This window comes from Micromonospora sp. PLK6-60, assembly GCF_019890675.1.
GTDB lineage: Bacteria > Actinomycetota > Actinomycetes > Mycobacteriales > Micromonosporaceae > Micromonospora.
In genome coordinates this window covers 187,077-204,974 of sequence record NZ_JAIOAA010000010.1, presented here as the reverse complement: position 1 = coordinate 204,974, position 17,898 = coordinate 187,077, and the positions used below count along the sequence as shown (strand labels likewise).

The 17,898-nt window shown below is 74.6% G+C and carries 14 protein-coding genes and 1 pseudogene; 6 read left to right on the top strand and 9 right to left on the bottom strand.

The annotated features are described in order from the left end of the window. The 3 genes and pseudogenes from K7640_RS20180 to K7640_RS20170 all read left to right on the top strand — a co-directional run. Nucleotides 1-871, top strand: an 871-nt coding sequence (locus K7640_RS20180) for a LiaF domain-containing protein (RefSeq protein WP_222956411.1), incomplete at its 5' end; no start/stop codon positions are given. Further along, nucleotides 868-1,152, top strand: a pseudogene (locus K7640_RS31025) (hypothetical protein); the annotation flags it as partial. The gene K7640_RS20180 and the pseudogene K7640_RS31025, both read left to right, overlap by 4 nt. 658 nt (nt 1,153-1,810) lie before the next feature. Then, nucleotides 1,811-3,058 (top strand): phosphatidylserine decarboxylase, encoded by a 1,248-nt coding sequence (locus K7640_RS20170; protein WP_222956410.1) that lies wholly within the window; start codon nt 1,811-1,813, stop codon nt 3,056-3,058. A gap of 59 nt (nt 3,059-3,117) precedes the next feature. On the opposite strand, the gene K7640_RS20165 is transcribed toward K7640_RS20170, so the two are convergent. The 3 genes from K7640_RS20165 to K7640_RS20155 all read right to left on the bottom strand — a co-directional run bounded on the left by K7640_RS20165 (nt 3,118) and on the right by K7640_RS20155 (nt 6,318). Further along, the gene (locus K7640_RS20165) at nt 3,118-4,032 is read right to left on the bottom strand and encodes a phosphatidylcholine/phosphatidylserine synthase (RefSeq protein ID WP_222956409.1); all 915 of its coding nucleotides are present in this window, start codon (nt 4,030-4,032) and stop codon (nt 3,118-3,120) included. A gap of 362 nt (nt 4,033-4,394) precedes the next feature. Beyond that, nucleotides 4,395-5,306: an NUDIX domain-containing protein gene (locus K7640_RS20160; protein ID WP_222956408.1), complete on the bottom strand. Its 912-nt coding sequence runs from the start codon at nt 5,304-5,306 to the stop codon at nt 4,395-4,397. Nucleotides 5,307-5,370: 64 nt separating this feature from the next. After that, the gene (locus K7640_RS20155; protein ID WP_222956407.1) at nt 5,371-6,318 is read right to left on the bottom strand and encodes an NUDIX hydrolase; all 948 of its coding nucleotides are present in this window, start codon (nt 6,316-6,318) and stop codon (nt 5,371-5,373) included. A 144-nt stretch (nt 6,319-6,462) separates the two neighbouring features. Between K7640_RS20155 and K7640_RS20150 the strand changes: the two genes are divergently transcribed. Continuing rightward, the gene (locus tag K7640_RS20150; RefSeq protein WP_222956406.1) at nt 6,463-6,813 is read left to right on the top strand and encodes a PspC domain-containing protein; all 351 of its coding nucleotides are present in this window, start codon (nt 6,463-6,465) and stop codon (nt 6,811-6,813) included. A 7-nt stretch (nt 6,814-6,820) separates the two neighbouring features. Here the strand turns inward: K7640_RS20150 and guaA are convergent, their stop codons facing one another. Both guaA and K7640_RS20140 read right to left on the bottom strand, forming a co-directional pair. Further along, a complete protein-coding gene (gene guaA, locus K7640_RS20145; RefSeq protein ID WP_222956405.1) occupies nt 6,821-8,374 on the bottom strand; it encodes a glutamine-hydrolyzing GMP synthase in 1,554 nt (517 codons plus the stop codon). A 56-nt stretch (nt 8,375-8,430) separates the two neighbouring features. Continuing rightward, nucleotides 8,431-10,128 carry an FAD-dependent oxidoreductase gene (locus tag K7640_RS20140; RefSeq protein ID WP_222956404.1) on the bottom strand — a complete coding sequence of 566 codons (1,698 nt, stop codon included), beginning with the start codon at nt 10,126-10,128 and terminating at the stop codon, nt 8,431-8,433. A gap of 126 nt (nt 10,129-10,254) precedes the next feature. Between K7640_RS20140 and K7640_RS20135 the strand changes: the two genes are divergently transcribed. Further along, a complete protein-coding gene (locus K7640_RS20135; RefSeq protein WP_222956403.1) occupies nt 10,255-11,391 on the top strand; it encodes an LCP family protein in 1,137 nt (378 codons plus the stop codon). A gap of 55 nt (nt 11,392-11,446) precedes the next feature. On the opposite strand, the gene K7640_RS20130 is transcribed toward K7640_RS20135, so the two are convergent. The 4 genes from K7640_RS20130 to guaB all read right to left on the bottom strand — a co-directional run bounded on the left by K7640_RS20130 (nt 11,447) and on the right by guaB (nt 17,187). Next, a complete protein-coding gene (locus K7640_RS20130; protein WP_222956402.1) occupies nt 11,447-12,910 on the bottom strand; it encodes a M1 family metallopeptidase in 1,464 nt (487 codons plus the stop codon). A 93-nt stretch (nt 12,911-13,003) separates the two neighbouring features. Then, on the bottom strand, nt 13,004-14,392 hold the full coding sequence (locus tag K7640_RS20125) for a M1 family metallopeptidase (RefSeq protein ID WP_222956401.1): 1,389 nt from the start codon (nt 14,390-14,392) through the stop codon (nt 13,004-13,006). Between the two features lie 85 nt (nt 14,393-14,477). After that, the gene (locus tag K7640_RS20120; protein WP_222956400.1) at nt 14,478-15,596 is read right to left on the bottom strand and encodes a GuaB3 family IMP dehydrogenase-related protein; all 1,119 of its coding nucleotides are present in this window, start codon (nt 15,594-15,596) and stop codon (nt 14,478-14,480) included. Between the two features lie 28 nt (nt 15,597-15,624). Next, entirely contained in the window at nt 15,625-17,187 is a 1,563-nt protein-coding gene (gene guaB, locus K7640_RS20115; RefSeq protein WP_222956399.1) for an IMP dehydrogenase, read from the bottom strand. Nucleotides 17,188-17,394: 207 nt separating this feature from the next. Between guaB and K7640_RS20110 the strand changes: the two genes are divergently transcribed. Further along, nucleotides 17,395-17,805, top strand: a complete 411-nt coding sequence (locus K7640_RS20110; protein ID WP_222956398.1) for a DUF5319 domain-containing protein — start codon at nt 17,395-17,397, stop codon at nt 17,803-17,805. Nucleotides 17,806-17,898 lie beyond the last annotated feature (93 nt).

The window sequence follows — 17,898 nt, the reverse complement described above, 5'->3', positions numbered from 1 at the left end:
CCCCCCGGAGCAGCCGGTCTCCGCCGAGCCCGCCACGCTCGGCGGGGCGCCGACCGCGCCCGCCGCCGCCCCGCCCACGCCGGTCCCGCCGGTCGCCGAGCCGGCCGCCTGGTCGCCGCCGCCGGTCACCGTGCCGCCGGCCGCGCCGCCCCCGGCCGGCTACCGGCCGCCGTTCGCCCCGCACGGCCCGTTCGCCGGAACCCCGCAACCACCCCTCGGGTACGCCCCGGCGCGGCCGAGCCGCCCGCCGAAGCGACCCCGCGAGCGGTCGCCGCTGGGCGCGATCACCTTCTCACTGATCTTCCTGGCGCTGGGCGTGGTCGCCCTGCTCGACCTGCTGGACGTGTTCCCGATCGGGGCGGCCGCGTACTTCGCGGCGGCACTGGCCGTCATCGGCGCCGGGCTGCTCGTCGGCGCCTGGTTCGGCCGGGCCCGCTGGCTGGTGGCGCTCGGCCTGGTCACCGCCGCCGCGCTGGGCTTCGCCACGGTGGCCGAGTCGTACGACCGGGTCGGTGGCCTGGACGGCAACGTCACCTGGGCCCCGCAGAGCTACCGGGACGTCGCCGTGCGGTACGAGAACAACTTCGGCGACGCGGTGCTGGACCTGCGCGCGGTGACCTTCGACGAGCGGGACACGAACGTCAACGTGGTGGTCAACTTCGGCAACACGACAGTGGTGGTGCCGCCGAACGTCGACGTCACCGCGGTGGCCGACGTCAAGGCCGGCGAGGCGACGGTCTTCGGCCAGCACGCCGCCGGGATCGGTGGCCGGCCACGGCAGTGGACCGACCTGGGTGCCGACGGGGCCGGCGGCGGCCGGCTGCACCTGGTCATCAACGTCAACGCGGGCAACCTGGAGGTGACCCGGTGAAGGCGCACCGCACCGACGCTTTCTCACTCGTGTTCGGGCTGCTGTTCCTCGGGCTGTCGGCCTGGTGGCTGCTCGCCCAGCTGCTCGGGCTCGCGCTGCCGCCGGTCGGCTGGTTCCTCGCCGGTGGGCTGATCCTGGTCGGCCTGCTCGGGCTGCTGGGCGCGTTGCGCTCCGGCCGGCACACCGCTCCGGCGGCCCCGGCCGCGGCCGGGCAACAACCCGCCGGACCCGGCTGGCCGGTCGCTCCGGCGCCGCCGGCCGGTCCGCCGGGCCCGGCCGACTTCGCCCCGGGCGGATGGGGGACCCGGTGGCCGGGCGCGGCGGCGCCGACCACCGAGTGGCCGGCCGCACCGACCGGGCAGTGGCCGGGCGCGGAGCCGACGACCGCGCGGTGGCCGGGCGGTGAGCCGGTGACCGAGCAGTGGCCGGACGCGGAGCCCGCGACCGCCGAGCAGCGGCCGGGCGCGGAGCCCGCGACCGCCGAGCAGCGGCCGGGTGCGGAGCCGGCGACCGAGCCGCTGCCGGCAACCGGTCCCGGCGGACCGTCCGCCGCCGGCACCGAGCGGTCCGATGCCGCGCCGGAGGCCGCGGACGAGGTGCCGCCCGTCGCGGTGACCGACGCGCCCCGGGACGCGGTCGAGGACCGGACGGTCGACGAGCCGGTCGGACCGGCCCGCTGGTCGCCGGCGCTGCCCGACGCGGATCGACCGGGGGACGGTGCCGGGCCGGCGTCACCCGCCGAACCGCCCACGGTGGAACGACGCGGGGACCGCTGACCAGTGCGGTGCGGCTGCCCCGAACCGGCGCATATGCTGGCCGTGGAGAAGTCGCCTCCGCCGGCCGGTCCGCGCCGCCCGGCCCGACCGTCCCGAGCCGCCCGGCTCGCCCGGGTGGTCCCGCCGCGATTCCCACCGCTACCTCGTCAGGAGTCCTTCCGAGATGACCCAGTCCCCCGCCGTGCGGACCTCCGGCCGGTCCGGTCCGGTCCGTGTCGGCGAGCGCGCCGCCCGTACCCTCGTCAGCGAACTCGCCCGTCGCAACGACCCGAAGTCGGCCCTGCTGGTCGGCGCGACGCCGGAGTCCGTGGTGCTCGCCGCCGCGATCGACGCGCTGCTGCCCGGTGACGCGCTCACCGTGGTGCCGGCCGAGCCGGCGGGTGCCGCCGCGCTGCGTGACCACGTCACCGCCCAGGGGCGTTGGGTCGCCGACCGGGTACGCGTCGTCGACTCCCTCGCCGAGGCCGACGCCGCCGAGGTGGTGGTCGCCGCCGAGCCCTTCACCGGCACCGCCGACGAGACCCGGGCGGCGGTGGACGGCCTGGCCAAATACCTGACCGACGGTTCGACGCTGAGCGTCGCCGCCCCGCTGTACGGCACCGCCGGCGCGAGCGCCGAGCTGGACCGCCAGGGCGTCCTGCACGGGGTCCGCACCGACCTGGTGCTGCGCAACACCCCGCCGGTACGCGTGCACCAGCTGCGGTTCTCCCCGGCGGGCGCGGCGCTGGCCGGCCGGCTGGCCCCGGCGTACCGGCCGTCGAGTGTGCCGCTGACCCGGAGCATGCACCTCGACTCCAACGGCGTGGTCGCGGCCGGCATCACCCTCGGCCTGGCCGCGCTGGCCCGCGCCGCCCGGCCGAAGTCCAAGCTGTGGCTGCTCCCCGCGCTCGCCGCCGCCCCGGTCGCCGCATTCTTCCGGGATCCGGAGCGGGACGTCCCCGAGGACCCGGCCGCGGTGGTCGCGTCGGCCGACGGGCAGGTGCTGTCGGTGCAGCGGCTGCACGACGAGCGGTTCGGCGCGGGCGAGTGGCTGCGGATCGCGGTCTTCCTGTCCGTGCTGGACGTGCACGTCAACCGCTCCCCGGTCGCCGGCAAGGTGGTGGACTACTTCGTCGCCGACGGCGGCTTCGTCAACGCCATGAAGCCGGACGCCGAGCACAACGTCGCCGCGTACACGGTGCTGGACACCGAGCGCGGCACGGTGGTGGTGGCGCAGCGGACGGGCCTGATCGCGCGGCGGATCGTGCAGCGGGCGCCGATCGGCGCGCTGCTGGCCCGGGGCGAGCGCTTCGGGCTGATCCGGTTCGGCTCGCGCACCGACGTCTACCTGCCGGCCGACGCGGCGGAGCCGCTGGTCGGCCCCGGCGACAAGGTGGTCGGCGGCTCGACCGTCATCGCCCGCTGGCGCTGATCGCGGACACGAAAAGGGGCGCCGCTCGTCGCGGCGCCCCTTTTCGTCAGGTGCGGGGGTCAGGCGTCCCGGCGCTGGTGCAGCCAGAGCAGCGGGCCGCTGACCAGGTAGCCCACCACGACCAGGGCGAAGGTGAGCCGGATGTCGATCAGGGCGCCGACCACCGGGGCGAGCCACAGCCACGGCGGCAGCTTGAGCAGCCGGGCCAGCTTCGCGTACGGGAAGCTGGAGACCATGGCGAAGGCCAGCAGCACGACCCCGGCGACCATCACCGCGCCGGACACGGGCAGCCCGATGGCGACCGTCAGCGCCAGCACCGCCGCCGCCATCGTGGTCGGCACGCCGCAGAAGAACCGGCCGTCCTTGGGCGAGACGTTGAACCGGGCCAGCCGGACGGCGGCGCAGGCCGCGACCAGCACGCAGGCCACCCCGGCGGCGGCCGGCGGCACCGACCCGGCGAGCGAGGCGTACACGACGACCGGGGCGGCGAGGCCGAACGAGCACATGTCGGCCAGCGAGTCCATCTGGGCGCCGAACGGGCTGGCCACGCCGAACTTGCGGGCCAGGGCACCGTCGAGGCCGTCGAAGGCCACGCAGGCGATCAGGCAGAGCGCGGCGGTCCGGACGTCGCCCTGCATGGCCAGGAAGATGGCCAGCATGCCGAGCGCCAGGCTGCTCAGGGTGCAACCGTTGACCAGCGCGAACTTCATCCGGCGGGCGGCGGTGCGCTCGCCGGGGAGCAGCGGGATCGCCCGCGCCGGCGAGTCGTCCACCGGCTCACTGGGCGCGAGGGCCGGGCTGACCGGCATGATCGCCTCGATCTCGCGCTCGTAGCGACCGCGGGCGGGCCGGTGACGCCGGCCGGCGAGGCGGCGCTCGGGCAGGACCAGGTCGGAACCGGGGGTCAGGTCGCCGTCGCGGCGACCGACGCGGACCAGCAGCACCTGACGGGCGAACGTACTGCTGCGGCGCAACCTGCCCGCCCAGCGACGCCCTGCGGGGCGCGGACTGTCAGTCGTACGACGCCGGCGCCATGGGGCTCTCGGCACGTTTCCTCCATCACCGGATCGGGTGGCCCGCCACGTGGGGCGGGGTGTCCGGCTGTCTCGTGCCGGACCTTTCTGGCCCGGCAGCCGTTTCAGCGGAGTACACCATTGCACAGGGAACGGGGCTTGGCGATAGCTACCGGCGGTACTTATACCTGGCTTAACCCGCGCAGACCGCCCTCTTATTCCCATCCCGGGCTACATCGCCCATTTCTTTCATCGGCCGCCTTCTTCGCAGCTCGCCTCCTGACTGTACCGGAGTTGGCCGATGTCCGCCCCGCGAGCGGGGGCTACCGACCCCGGCGTCCGGTTGCCAGGGCGGCCACCCCGGTCATCGACAGGCCGTCGAGCTGCGCGGCGGTGAACCAGGCGGCGCGGGCGGTCGAGCCGCCGGCCAGCTCGGTGACCACCGCCTCGGTGGGGGCGTCCACCACCACCCGGTAGACCACCCGCACGGAGTGCCAGTCCATCGGCCGGCCCTCCGGTCCGAGCGCCGCCGGGTTGTGCAGGTGGTCCACGGTCACCAGCCCCAGCACCCGGCCGAGCTGGCCGGCCTCCTCGACCAGCTCCCGCAGCAACCCGGTGGCCGGCTGCTCGCCGTGGTCGGTGCCGCCGCCGGGCAGGTGCCACCGCCCGGCGCCCGGGTACCCCTCCGCGATCATCGTCAACAGCACCCGCCCCGCCGGGTCGGTGACCAGCCCGTACGCGGCGAAGCGCTGCCCACGGTCGAGCGGCGGCGGGGTGAGCAGCTCGGCGGGGGCGGCCCGGGGCAGCTCCGGCGGCAGGGGGGTGACCGGCACCCCGAGCAGCTCCGCGGTGAACGGCATCAACGGCAGCCCGGCCGCCTCCGCCGGGGTCACCCAGGCCAGCTCGTCGCCGCCACCGGCGGGCGCCGGCCGGAGCTGCCCGGAGCGCGCCTCGACGTCGAACACCAGCCGGTCGACGTGCAGCGCGACGTCGTCGTCGCGGAAGGTGACCACGTCGGCCACGGCGGCCCGCACCCCGGTCACCCCGACGGTCAGCCCGGTCTCCGCGCCGAACTCCCGGACCACCGCGTGGGCCGGGTGCTCGGCGTGTGCCAGGCCACCGCCGGGCAGCTGCCACACCCCGGGGAACGGGCCGGTGGCGGCGCCCCGGGCGAGCAGCACCCGCTCGCCGCGCCGCAGCACCCCGTACGCGCCGATCCGCCGCCGCTGCTCCATGGACCGCTCCCCCGCTCCCGCGCCACCTCGTCGATCATGAGGTTAGCCGCAGCGGGGGCGGCGCTCAGGTCAGCTGGGCGGCCTGGACGGCCTCGGCGGTGACCTCGGTGAGCCGGTCGGTGGGGAGCGCGCCCAACTCCTCGCGGGCGAACCAGCGCGCCTCGCAGGTGGAACCGCCCACGTCGGCCACGGTCGGCGGGGCCGGCTGGTCGACCACCACCCGGTAGAAGGCGCGGACCCCGTGCCAGTCGATCGGGTAGCCCTCCGGGCCGAGCGAGGCGGCGTCCCGGTGGCTGGCCACGCCGAGCAGCTCCACGAGCCGCCCGGTCTGTCCGGTCTCCTCGACCAGCTCCCGGATCAGCGCCGCGCCCGGCTGCTCGCCGTAGTCGGTGCCGCCGCCGGGCAGGTGCCAGCAGCCGGCCCCCGGGTAGCCGTCCGAGACCCGGGTGAGCAGCACCCGGCCGTCCGGGTCGGTCACCACCGCGTACGCGGCGAAGCGCTGCGCGCGGTGCAGCCCGTCGGGGCCCGGCACGGCATAGAAGGAGGGGAACTCCGGCGCCTCGTCCGGGACGATGTCGGCGGAGGAGGCGGGCAGTCCCAGGGCGCGCGCGGTGAACGAGCGCAGCGGCAGTTGCCGCGCCTCGTCGAGGGTGAACCAGCGGGCCAGGTCGGTGGGGCGGTCGATCCGCTCGGTGAGCGTGCCGCCGCGCACCGTCACCCGGTAGAGCAGCCGGTCGGTGTGGATGGTGATGCCCCGCTCCGGCAGCGCCCGCATGTCCGCCAGGACGTCGTGCAGGCCGGAGACGGCGACGGAGAGGCCGGTCTCGGCGGCGGTCTCCCGGACGACTGTGTGGTTCGGGTCCTCGCCGTGGTCGACCGCCCCACCGGGCAGGGACCACGTGCCGGGGGTGCCGGAGCGCTCCGATGCGCGGACCAGCAACACTCGGCCGACTGAATCAGCACAAACTGCGTATGCCGCGATCCTGCGGAGCGGCTCCAGCAAGGTGGTCACGGGGGGAAATTCTCCCCCTCGGCGGTTACCTCCATCGAAAACTGTCAGGTTCCTGACTCTTCGCTGGCACCTCAGGGGCGGGTCAGGGTATTGATCCGGGCGGTCACCGAGGTCGATCCGCCGGCCGGCGCGGACCGTGGAGACATGACCTCGACCCACGCACCCCAGCCCCCGTACAAGCAGCTCCGGCGACCCACCACCGACCGCATGGTGGCCGGCGTCGCCAGCGGCCTCGGCCGCTACTTCGGCCTCGACCCGACCCTGGTCCGGGTGGTCTTCGCGGTGAGCGCACTGCTCACCGGCGGCTTCCTCGCGCTGGCGTACCCGATCATGTGGTTCCTGATGCCCGAGGAGCCGGCCGGCGCCCCCGCCTGGCCGCACGGCCCGGCCGCCGCGCCCCGGCCCGGACCGGCCGGCTGGCCCACGGCCGACGCCACGCCGCCCACCGGTCCGGTGCCGCCGCAGCCCCGGCCGGCGGCTCAGCCGCCGGCCTGAGCCGCGCTCACTCCCACTCGATGGTGCCCGGCGGCTTGCTCGTCACGTCGAGCACCACCCGGTTGACCTCGGCGACCTCGTTGGTGATCCGGGTGGAGATCTTCGCGACCACGTCGTAGGGCAGCCGGGACCAGTCGGCGGTCATCGCGTCCTCGCTGGACACCGGGCGCAGCACCACGGGATGCCCGTAGCTGCGCCCGTCGCCCTGCACGCCGACGCTGCGCACGTCCGCCAGCAGCACCACCGGGAACTGCCAGACGCCCCGGTCCAGGCCGGCGGCGCTCAGCTCCTGCCGGGCGATCAGGTCGGCCCGGCGGAGCACCGCGAGCCGCTCCTCGTCCACCGCGCCGATGATCCGGATGGCCAGGCCCGGGCCCGGGAACGGGTGCCGCCAGACCATCGCCTCCGGCAGCCCCAGCTGGAGGCCGAGCGTGCGGACCTCGTCCTTGAACAGCGTGCGCAGCGGCTCGACCAGGGCGAACTTCAGGTCCTCCGGCAGGCCGCCGACGTTGTGGTGGCTCTTGATGTTGGCGGTGCCGGTGCCGCCGCCGGACTCCACCACGTCCGGATAGAGGGTGCCCTGCACCAGGAACTCGACGTCGCCGTGCGCGGCGACCTCCCGGGCGGCGGCCTCGAAGACCCGGATGAACTCGCGACCGATGATCTTGCGCTTCTGTTCCGGGTCGGTCACCCCGGCCAGCGCGCCGAGGAACCGCTCCCGCGCGTCGACCACCTTGAGCTTGATCCCGGTGGCCGCGACGTAGTCCTTCTCCACCTGCTCGGCCTCGCCGGCCCGCAGCAGCCCGTGGTCGACGAAGACGCAGGTGAGCTGGTCACCGACCGCCCTGTGCACCAGCGCCGCGGCGACCGCGGAGTCCACGCCCCCGCTCAGGCCGCAGATGACCTCCTTGTCGCCGACCTGGGCCCGGATCCGGGCCACCTGGTCGTCGATGATGTTCTCCGGCGTCCAGGTCGGCTCGATGCCGGCGATGTCGTACAGGAAGCGGGTGAGCATCTCCTGGCCCTGCGCGGTGTGCCCCACCTCGGGGTGGAACTGCACGCCCGCGCGGCGGCCGGCCAGGTCCTCGAACGCGGCGACCGGGGCGCCCGCCGACTCGGCGGTCACCGTGAAACCGGCCGGCGCCTCGGTCACCGCGTCGCCGTGGCTCATCCACACCGGCAGCTCCGCCGGCAGGTCCCGGAGCAGCACGCCGGCGTCGAGGCGGGGACGCAGCGGGGTGCCGCCGTACTCCCGGTTGCCGGTCCGCGCCACCGTGCCGCCCAGCGCCCGGGCCATCGCCTGGAAGCCGTAGCAGATGCCGAAGACGGGCACCCCGGCGTCGAACATGCCGGCGTCGATCTGCGGGGCGTCCGGCGCGTAGACGCTGGACGGGCCGCCGGACAGGATGATCGCGGCCGGGTCCTTCGCCAGCATCTCGGCGACCGGCATGGAGTGCGGGACGATCTCCGAGTAGACCTTCGCCTCGCGCACCCGGCGCGCGATGAGCTGGGCGTACTGGGCTCCGAAGTCCACCACGAGGACGGGGCGAGGCGTGCTCATGCGCAGAAAGCCTACCGACAGTCACCGCCGGCCGTGTGCGGGGTGCGGGACCCCGCCTACCACCGCAGCGCGGCGGGGGCCTCGGCGGGGACGGCCGGCGCTCGCGGCGGCACCGGGTCGAGCCGCCGGTACGCCGAACCCAGCGGCGGCCGGGGATCCTCGTCGCCCTTGTTCGGCCAGAACGACAGGGCCCGCTCGGCCTGCGCGGTGATCGTCAGCGACGGGTTGACGCCGAGGTTCGCCGAGACCGCCGCGCCGTCCACCACGTGCAGCCCCGGGTGCCCGAACACCCGGTGGTACGGGTCCACCACCCCGTCGGCCGGGGTGGCGCCGATCACCGCCCCGCCCAGGATGTGCGCGGTCATCGGGATGTTGAACGGCTCGGTCAGCGCGCCGCCCGGCGTACCGCCGATCTCCTCGGCGAGCAGCCGGACCGCCTGGTTGCCGGCCGGGATCCAGGTCGGGTTGGGCGCGCCGTGACCCGGGCCGGAGACCAGCCGCCGGCCCAGCGGCCCGCGGCGCAGCCGGGTGGTGAGCGAGTTGTCGACCGACTGCATCACCAGCGCGATCACCGTCCGCTCCGACCAGCCCCGCACGGACACCATCCGGGCGGCCAGGGCGGGCTGCCGCACGATGCTGCCCAGCCAGCGCCGGACCCGGCGCGGGCCGCCGTCGACCAGCAGGGACTGGAGCAGGCCCATCGCGTTGGAGCCGCGGCCGTAGCGCACCGGCTCGATGTGGGTGCGCGGGTCCGGGTGGAACGAGCTGGTGATCGCCACTCCCTCGGTGAAGTCCAGCCCCGCGTCGCGGGCCCGCCGGCGGGGCACCGAGGCGCCGAGGATCGCCTCCGAGTTGGTCCGGGTCAGCTCGCCCAGGCGCGACGACAGGGCGGGCAGCGCGCCGGTCGCCCTCATCTCGTGCAGCAGCCGCTGGGTGCCCAGCGCCCCGGCGGCGAGGACCACCTGGTCGGCGTGGATCACCTGACGGCGGCGGCGCAGCCAGGCCCCGGTGCGCTCGGCGGACACCTGGTAGCCGCCGTCGGCGGCCGGCCGGACGGCGGTCACCGTGGTGAGCGGGTGGACCTCGACGCCGAGCCGCTCGGCCAGCCACAGGTAGTTCTTGACCAGGGTGTTCTTGGCGCCGTGCCGACAGCCGGTCATGCACGACCCGCAGTGGGTGCAGCCGGTGCGGGCCGGCCCGGCCCCACCGAAGTACGGGTCGGCGACCCGCTCGCCGGGGCGGCCGATGTGCACGCCGACCGGGGTGGCGTGGAAGGTGTGCCCCACCCCCATCCGCTCGGCCACCGACCGCATCGCCCGGTCCGCGCCGGTGACCCTCGGGTACGTGGTGACGCCGAGCATCCGCTTCGCCTGGTCGTAGTGCGGGGCCAGCTCGGCCCGCCAGTCCGTGACGTCCCGCCACTGCGGGTCGGCGTAGAACGCGTCCAGCGGCTCGTAGAGGGTGTTGGCGTACACCAGCGAGCCGCCGCCCACCCCCGCACCGGAGAGCACCATGACGCCGCCGCCGGTCCTCCGGTCGGCCGAGCGGAGCAGGGTGATCCGTTGCAGCCCGTAGCAGCCCAGCCGGGGCGCCCACAGGAACCGCCGCAGCCGCCAGGAGGTCCGGGGGAACTCGTCGTCGGCGAAGCGCCGGCCCGCCTCCAGTACGCCGACCCGGTAGCCCTTCTCGGCCAGCCGGAGCGCGGTCACGCTGCCACCGAAGCCTGAGCCGATCACCAGCACGTCGTACCGCATGCACGCATCATTACCGACGGGTAGCCATCGCGCCAGGGCCGGTTTTGGGCGATCATGCTGCGGTCCGGCGACCGACCCGGCGGAGCATCCGTCCGGGCGGCCAGCCGGCACGGGGAGGGGATCGGCATGGTTCACCCGAGTGCGGCACCGCGACGCCGGCGCTGGGGCTGGGCGGCGCTCGCCGCGGTGGTCCTGATCGCGGCGGGCACGGTGACGGTCACCCGGCTGGTCGGCCGGCCGGTGGTCGAGGCGCCGTCCGGGCCGGTCGCGGCGTCGCCCTCCGCGACGGTGCCGGTCACCCCGAGCCCCACCGTCCCCGCGCCCACCGCCAGCCCCACCCCGCCACCCGGCGCCGACATCACCGGCCCGCTGACCCTGCTGCTGGTCGGTGTGGACACCCGGGTGAAGATCCCCGGCTGGGTGCCGCACTCGGATGCGGTGCTGGTGCTGCACGTGCCCAAGGGGCTGAAGCGGGCGTACCTCTTCTCGCTCCCCCGCGACCTGCTGGTGGACATCCCGGCGTTCCCCAAGGCCGGCTACCGGGGCGGGCGGACCAAACTCACCCACGCCATGAGCTACGGCGCCCGGGTGCCCGGCAAGCCGCAGCAGCCCAGCGCGGCCCAGGGGTACGAGCTGCTGCGCGCCACGGTGAGCCGGTACACCGGGTTGAAGATCGACGCCGGCGCGGTGCTCACCTTCGGCGGCTTCGACGGCCTGGTGGACGCCCTCGGCGGGGTGGACCTCTACGTCGACCAGCGGGTCCCGTCGAAGCACCGCCGGCCGGACGGCCAGCACCGGCCGGCCGGGGCGGGCGGCTACGTCGGCCCGCAGATGGTCTACGAGAAGGGCAACCGGCACCTGAACGGCTGGCAGGCGCTGGACTACGCCCGGCAGCGCTACATCCCCGGTGGCGACTACAGCCGGCAGCGCCACCAGCAGCAACTGGTCCGGGCGCTGGCCCGCAAGATCCTCAGCGCCGGGCTGGCCCGGGACCCGGAGCGGCTCCAGCGGGTGGTCCGGGCGCTCGGCGCCGCCCTGCTCTACGCCGGCGGCGAGCGCCTGATCGACCTCGCGTACGCCCTGGGCGGGCTGCCGTCGAACGCGTTCACCCTGGTCGGCCTCCCCGGCACGGGGGTCGGCTCGGGCGGCGCCTACCGGGGCGAGCAGCTGCTGCCGCTGGGGCGCGGCTTCCTGCCGGCGCTGCGCGCCGGCAAGGCCGACGCGTACCTCGCCGCCCACCCCCAACTCCGCATCCGCGCCTGATGTGCAAGGAGGGGCCCCTTATTAACAGACGTCTGTTAATAAGGGGCCCCTCCTTTCACTCGGGGCGGGCGGGGCGCTTCTTGCCGTAGAGCCAGGCGTCGAAGAGCTTGTCGAGCTGCTTGCCGGAGACCCGCTCGGCCAGCGCGACGAACTCGTCGGTGGTGGCGTTCTCGTTCTTCTTCTCCGCCGTCCAGGTCTTGAGGATCTTGAAGAAGGCGGCGTCGCCCACGGCCAGCCGCAGGGCGTGCACGGTCATCGCGCCGCGCTCGTACACCGAGGCGCTGAACAGGTCCTTCACCCCCGGCTTGCCCGGCGGCACCCGCCACACCTCCGGCGGCACCCCGGCGTAGCGCTGGTCGAAGGCCCGCTGGGCGGTGTCCCCGCCGGAGTGCTCCGTCCAGAGCCAGGCGCCGTAGCTGGCCAGGCCCTCGTTCAGCCAGATGTCCTGCCACCGGCTCAGCGCGATGCTGTCGCCGAACCACTGGTGGGCCAGCTCGTGCGCGACCACCTCGGTGTTCTCGCCCCGGTCGAAGAACCCGCCGGAATAGACCGGCCGGCTCTGCGTCTCCAGCGCGAAGTTGATCCGGTCGTCGGAGACGACCACCCCGCCGTACGCGTCGAACGGGTACGGCCCGAAGACCGTCTCCAGATAGTCGGCCACCCGTACGGTCTGCTCGATCGACCGGTCCGCCGCCCCCTCGGGCAGCCGGGTGGTCACCGCGCTGAACACCGGCCGGCCCTTGTGCTCGCCGGTGCGCACCCGGAACTTCCCGATCACCACGGTGCTCAGGTAGCTGGCCATCGGGGCCGCCTCGGACCACTTCCAGGTGGTCCAGCCGGCGCTGGTGCTCTTACCCTTGGGCACCCCGTTGCTGACCGCGACCAGCCCCTCCGGGACGGTGATCTCGAAGTCGTAGGTGGCCTTGTCGGACGGGTGGTCGTTGACCGGGAACCAGGTGCTCGCCGACTCCGGCTGGCCCAGCGCGATCGCCCCGTCCGGGGTGTGGAAGAAGCCGCCCGAGCCGGCCGTGGTGCTCTCCAGCGGCTTCGGCTTGCCGCCGTAGCTGATCTCGGCGACGAAGCCGTTGCCGCTGGCCAGGCCGCTGGCCGGGGTGATCACCAGCTCGTTGCCCTGCCGGGCGTGGGTGGCCGGGGCGCCGTCCACGGTCACCTTGCGCACGGTCAGCCCGGCCAGGTCCAGGTTGAACGAGGACAGGTCGGCGGTCGCCGTGGCCCGCACGGTGGCCGTGCCGGAGAGCTGGTCCTTCGCCGGGTCGTAGCGGACCTTCAACAGATACCCGCCGACGTCGTAGCCGCCGTTGCCGTACTTCGGGTAGTAGCCGTCGCCGGCGCCGGCCGCGCCGGGCTTGAACTGCCGGGTCGGCGACGGCGACGGCTCGGCCGCCGGACTGTCGGTCGCGCCGCCGCCGGCCGGCTCGTCGGTCGTGGTGCACCCGGTCAGCCCGAGGGCTCCGGCAAGCAGCAGCGCGACCCCACGTCGCGGCTCCCACCAGGTCATCTGCGAGGTCCTTCCCCCGTGCGTCCACGACGGACCGCCACCGTCGGGTCCGCCGTCCGCGGCAGACTACGCGAGGATCCGGCGCCGCCGGGTCTACAGCGGGGTCGGCGCGCCGGTGCCGATCAACCAGGCGTCCAGCAGGGGCTTCAGCGGGCGGTCGGCGACCCCCTCGGCGTACGCGACGAAGTCGTCCGTGGTGGCGTTGCCGCCGCGCCGCTCCGCCACCCAGCCGCGCAGGATCCGGAAGAAGGTGTCGTCGCCGACCGTCCGGCGCAGCGCGTGCACGGCCAGCGCGCCGCGCTTGTAGACGGCGTCGCCGAACAGGCCCGACCGCCCCGGGTCCACCGACGGCCGCGACCAGTCGGTCACCGCGTACTGGAGCTCCGCGTTGCGCTGCGCGGTACGGCCGCCGTCGTGTTCCTCCCAGAGCCACTCCGCGTACGTGGCGAAGCCCTCGTTGAGCCAGATGTCGCTCCACCGGGCCACCGACACCGAGTCACCGAACCACTGGTGGGCCAGCTCGTGGGCGATCACGTTGCCGTTCGCACCGGAGCGGAAGAAGCCGGGCCCGTACACCGGCCGGGACTGCGTCTCCAGCGCGTAGCGGATCCGGTCGTCGGCGATCGCGATCCCCCCGTACGAGTCGAACGGGTACGGCCCGAACCGGCTGGCCAGGAAGTCCACCACCGCCCCGGTACGGGCCAGCGAGGCGGCCGCCGGGCCGTCCGCGGGCAGCGCGGCGGCGACCGCGGTCACCATCGGCTTGCCGGCGTGCGTGCTGGTCTCGACCCGGTAGTCGCCGATCACCAGGGTGGTCAGGTAGCTGGCCATCGGGGTGGCCTCCACCCACCGCCAGGTGGTCCAGCCGCCGGTGCTGGTGCGCCCCTTCGGCACCCCGTTGCTCAGCGCGGCCAGCCCGTCCGGGACGGTCACCTCGATGTCGTAGGTGGCCTTGTCGGACGGGTGGTCGTTGACCGGGAACCAGGTGCTCGCCGAGACGGGTTGGCCGAGGGCGACGGCGCCGTCGGCGGTGGCGAGCAGGCCGCCGCTGCCCAACTGCCCGTCGGTGACCGGGGCGGGCACCCCGCCGTAGGCGACGTCGACGGTGAACCGTCGGCCCGAGTCGAGGCGGTGGGCGGGGGTGATCACCAGTTCGGCGCCGTCCTGGCGGTGCCGCGCGTCGGCGCCGTCGACGCGTACCGAGTCGACGGTCAGGCCGGCGAGGTCCAGGTTGAACCGGGAGAGCTTGGCGGTGGTGGTGGCGGTGACGGTGGCCTGCCCGGTGAGCCGGTCGGTCGCCGGGTCGTAGCGCACCCGCAGCCGGTAGTCGCCGACGTTGTAGCCGCCGTTGCCGCTGCCCGGCACGTACGGGTCGCCCGCGTCGGCCGCCCCCGCCCGGTACCCGTCGTCCCGCGCCGGGCAGCCCGTCAGCAGCAGCACCGTCACCAGCGCCGCCCCCGCGTACCGCCGCAGCTGCCTCATCCGCCGAGCGTAGATGCGCGGCGGCGCGGGCGGGACCGAAATCCCCACCCGCGCCGCCGGTCGCCACCCAGGTCAGCGGTCCAGGTCAGCGGTCCAGGACCAGGCCGACCTTCTGGAACTCCTTGAGGTCGCGGTAGCCGCACTTGGCCATCGCCCGGCGCAGCCCGCCGAAGAGGTTGAGCTGGCCGTCGGGCTCGTCGGCCGGGCCGAAGAGCAGCCGCTCCAGCGAGCCGATCGGCTCGCCGGCCACCTCGAACGCGCCGCGCGGCAGGGACGGGTGGCTGGCGGCGGAGTGCCACCAGGCGCCGCCGGCCGGGGCCTCCTCGCAGAGCGAGAGCGGCTCGCCGAGCATCACCGCGTCCGCGCCGCAGCCCAGCGCCTTGGCGATGTCGCCGGAGGTTCGCAGGTCACCGTCGGCGATCAGGTGCACGTACCGGCCGCCGGTCTCGTCCAGGTAGTCCCGGCGGGCGGCGGCGGCGTCGGCGATCGCGGTGGCCATCGGCACCCGGATGCCGAGCACCGACTCGGTGGTCGACCACTCGTCGCCGCCGATGCCGACGATCACACCGGCCGCGCCGGTCCGCATCAGGTGCAGCGCCGTCTTGTAGTCGGTGCAGCCGCCGACGATGACCGGCAGGTCGAGGTCGGCGATGAACTCCTTGAGGTTCAGCGGCTCGTCGGTGGTGGAGACGTGCTCGGCGGAGACGATGGTGCCCTGGATGACCAGGATGTCCACGCCGGCGTCGAGGATCACCGGGGCGAGCGCCAGGGTGTGCTGCGGGGAGACCCGGACGGCCACCGTGCCGCCGCCGGCCCGCAGCTCACGGACCCGCTCGGCGATCAGCTCGGGCCGGATCGGCTCGGCGTAGACCTCCTGGAGACGCTTGGTCGCCCGGGCGTCCTCGCCCAGGCCGGCCAGCTCCTCCAGCACCTTGGCCGGGTTCTCGTACCGGGTCCACAGGCCCTCGACGTTGAGCACGCCGAGGCCGCCGAGCTGACCGAGCCGGACCGCCGAGGACGGGCTCATCGTCGCGTCGGAGGGGTGCCCGACGCAGGGGATGCCGAACTGGTACGCGTCGAGCTGCCAGGCGGTGGAGACGTCGTCGACGTCCCGGGTCCGGCGGCTCGGCACGATGGCGATGTCGTCCAGGTGGTAGCCGCGCTGCGCGGTCTTGCCCAGCCCGATCTCGACCACGTCACGCATGGGGACTCCAGGTGGTTGGGGGTGATGGTCAGCGGGTGTGGTAGTTGGGCGCCTCGACGGTCATCTGGATGTCGTGCGGGTGGCTCTCCTTGAGCCCGGCCGCGGTGATCCGGATGAGCTGGCCGCGCTGGTGCAGGTCGGGGATGTTCTCCGCGCCCGCGTACCCCATCGCCAGCCGCAGGCCGCCGACCAGCTGGTGGGCCACCCGGGACAGCGGCCCACGGTACGGCACCTGGCCCTCGACGCCCTCCGGCACCAGCTTCTCGTCGCTTGTCACGTCCTGCTGGAAGTAGCGGTCCTTGGAGTACGACTTGGCCTGCCCGCGGGACTGCATCGCGCCGAGCGACCCCATCCCGCGGTATGCCTTGTACTGCTTGCCGTTCACGAAGATCAGCTCGCCGGGGCTCTCCTCGCAGCCGGCCAGCAGGCTGCCGAGCATCACCGTGTCGGCGCCGGCGACCAGGGCCTTGGCGATGTCGCCGGAATATTGGATGCCGCCGTCGCCGATCACCGGCACCCCCGCCGGCCGGGCCGCCCGGGTGGCCTCCATGATGGCGGTGATCTGCGGCACGCCCACGCCGGCCACGATCCGGGTGGTGCAGATGGCGCCCGGCCCCACGCCGACCTTGACCCCGTCGGCACCGGCGTCGACCAGGGCCTTCGCGCCGGCGTAGGTGGCCACGTTGCCGCCGACGATGTCGATGGCGACGTCCTTCTTGAGCCGGGCGACCATCTCCAGCACGGCCCGCTGGTGGCCGTGGGCGGTGTCCACGATGAGCACGTCGACGCCCGCGTCGACCAGCGCCCGGGCCCGCTTGTACGAGTCCTCGCCGACGCCGATCGCCGCCGCCACCCGCAACCGGCCGGCGTCGTCCTTGGTGGCCTCCGGGTACTGCTCGCTCTTGGTGAAGTCCTTGACGGTAATCAGCCCGCGCAGCTTGCCGGCGCCGTCGACGATCGGCAGCTTCTCCACCTTGTGCCGGCGCAGCAGCTCCAGTGCCTCGTCCTTGCTGACCCCGACCGCGGCGGTGACCAGCGGCGACCGGGTCATGATGTCGCGCACCGGGGTGGCCGGGTCGGAGACGAAGCGCATGTCCCGGTTGGTGACGATGCCGACCAGCTGGCCCTCGGCGTCCACCACCGGCACACCGGAGATCCGGTACCGGCCGCAGAGCTCGTCGACCTCGCGCAGGGTGTCGTCCGGGCTGGCGGTGACCGGGTTGGTGATCATGCCGGACTCGGAGCGCTTCACCAGGTCGACCTGGAGCGCCTGGTCCTCGACCGAGAGGTTGCGGTGCAGCACGCCGATGCCGCCCTGGCGGGCCATGGCGATCGCCATCCGCGCCTCGGTGACGGTGTCCATCGCGCTGGACAGCAGCGGGATGGTCAGCTCGACGTTGCGGGTCAGCTTGGTCCGGGTGTTCACCCGGCTCGGCACGACGTCCGACTCGCCGGGCTGGAGCAGCACGTCGTCGAAGGTCAGCCCGAGCGGCACCACCCGTGCCGAGCCGGCCGGCAGCTCCGGCAGGTGGCCGCCCAGCTCGCCGGGATCGGTGCCGGCTGGCAGGTCGGTGCTGGGCGAATTCTCCACGATTGCTCCCCTGAGCTGCTCGAACGGGCTTCAGCGAGGCGGCGCGCGCGGGCACCGGCGCACGCCGGGGTGACGGCGCGTGGCTTCATCGTACTCACCGGGCCGGGGCGCCTCCGCCGGTGGCGGGGCGGGTCGCGCGGGGCGGAGCACGCATTCCCGCCGGCCCGGGGGCGGACTTGGCCCGCGGGTTGGGACTACGGTGAGGGGGTGCACGACGAGCCCATGGACCCGTTCAACGGCGACCCCGCCGACCCGGCGGCCGGTCTGCACGGCCCGGGCGACGACGGCGAGCTCGATCCGCTGACCGACGTCGAGCGCCAGGACGTGCTGGAGGACCTGGCCGACCTGGAGATCTACCAGGCCCTGCTGGCGCCGATCGGGGTGCGCGGGCTGGTGATCGAGTGCGAGGACTGCCGCGAGCCGCACTACTTCGACTGGGACCTGCTCCGCGGCAACCTGCGCCACCTGCTCAGCTCCGGCCGGCCCCGGGTGCACGAACCGGCCTACGACCCGGATCCGGACCACTACGTGACCTGGGACTACGCCCGGGGCTACGCGGACGGCGTGCACGACACCCTGACCGAGGGCACCGACGAGGACGCTCCCCCGGCGCGCTGAACCGCTCGCCCGGCACCGACCCGACCGGCGCTCAGGCCACCACGCCGACCCCGACCCGACCGGCGCTCAGGCCACCACGCCGACCCCGACCCG